We start from the raw sequence: 1,344 nt of genomic DNA, 5'->3' as shown, positions 1-1,344 counted from the left end.
GGGGCGCCCTTCCCGATCGCGTTGTACTCGCCCGGGGTGGCCTGGCGGATCGATCACGACGGGGTGGACGACATCGCGCACGCCACCGTGCAGCCCACCTCCGAGCGCCCGGTGGTGTTGGAGTTGCGGTGCGGGACCGACGCGTTGGACCCCCACCCGGTGGCCGAGGCCCGGCGGCGGGGGGCGGCCCAGCGGGAGTGGGCGTCGTGGGTGGGGTCGTTGTCCCTGCCCGAGGTCGAGCGGCGGCTGGTGGCGCGTTCGGCGTTGACGTTGCGGGGGTTGTGCACGCCCACCGGTGGGGTGATGGCCGCGGCCACCACGTCGTTGCCCGAGGAGATCGGGGGGATCCGCAACTGGGACTACCGGTACTGCTGGTTGCGTGATGGGGCGTTGACGGTGCAGGCGTTGGTGGATCTGGGCTCCACGGCCGAGGCGGACCGGTTCCTGGACTGGGTGCACGATGTGGTGGCGACGCTGCCGGGTCCGGAGTTGCTCAAGCCGTTGTACTCGTTGCGGGGCACCGATCTGGGGCCCGAGGAGGTCATCGAGTCGTTGTCGGGGTACGCGGGGTCGCGGCCGGTGCGGGTGGGCAATCTGGCCGATCACCAGGTGCAGTTGGACGTGTTCGGTCCGGTGGTGGAGTTGATCGCGCATCTGGCGCGGGTGCGGGGGGTGTTGGCCGATCGGGACTGGGAGCTGGTCCAGGACATGGCCCGGGCGGTGGCGCGGCGTTGGCACGAGCCCGATCACGGGATCTGGGAGGAGCGTGACGAGCCGCGTCAGCGGGTGTACTCCAAGGTGATGTGCTGGGTGACGTTGGATCGGGCGATCGCGTTGGCGGGCGCGTACGGGCGTGGGGTGGATCCGTCCTGGGAGGGGTTGCGGGAGCGGATCGCCCAGGAGGTGATCGCCAAGGGGTGGAACGAGGACGTGGGGGCGTTCACCACGGCCTATGACGGGACGGATCTGGACGCGGCGTCGTTGCACATCGGTCTGTCGGGGTTGTTGGATCCGGCCGATGAGCGGTTCCAGTCGACGGTGACCGCGATCGAGGCGGAGTTGCGCAGTGGTCCCACGGTGTACCGGTATCACCGTGATGACGGTCTGCCCGGGGGTGAGGGCGGGTTCCATCTGTGCACGGCGTGGTTGATCGAGGCGTACGTGGTGACGGGGCGTCGGGCCGAGGCGGAGGAGTTGTTCGGGCATCTGGTGGACTGCGCGGGTCCGACGGGGTTGTTGCCCGAGGAGTTCGATCCGGTGAGCGAGCGGGCGTTGGGCAATCATCCGCAGGCGTACTCGCATTTGGGGTTGATCCGCTGCGCCCGCCTGCTGGACCAGGGCTGA

Annotated in this window: 1 protein-coding gene; it reads left to right on the top strand. The window is 69.6% G+C overall.

Annotated features, from left to right (window positions below; genetic code table 11):
* On the top strand, positions 1-1,344 hold a 1,344-nt coding region (locus RM479_RS27425), incomplete at its 5' end, for a glycoside hydrolase family 15 protein (RefSeq protein WP_311514579.1).

Source organism: Nocardiopsis lambiniae (genome assembly GCF_031845465.1).
Lineage (GTDB): Bacteria > Actinomycetota > Actinomycetes > Streptosporangiales > Streptosporangiaceae > Nocardiopsis > Nocardiopsis lambiniae.
Note: the sequence above shows the minus strand (reverse complement) of the source record. Positions and strands in the feature narration are given on the sequence as shown.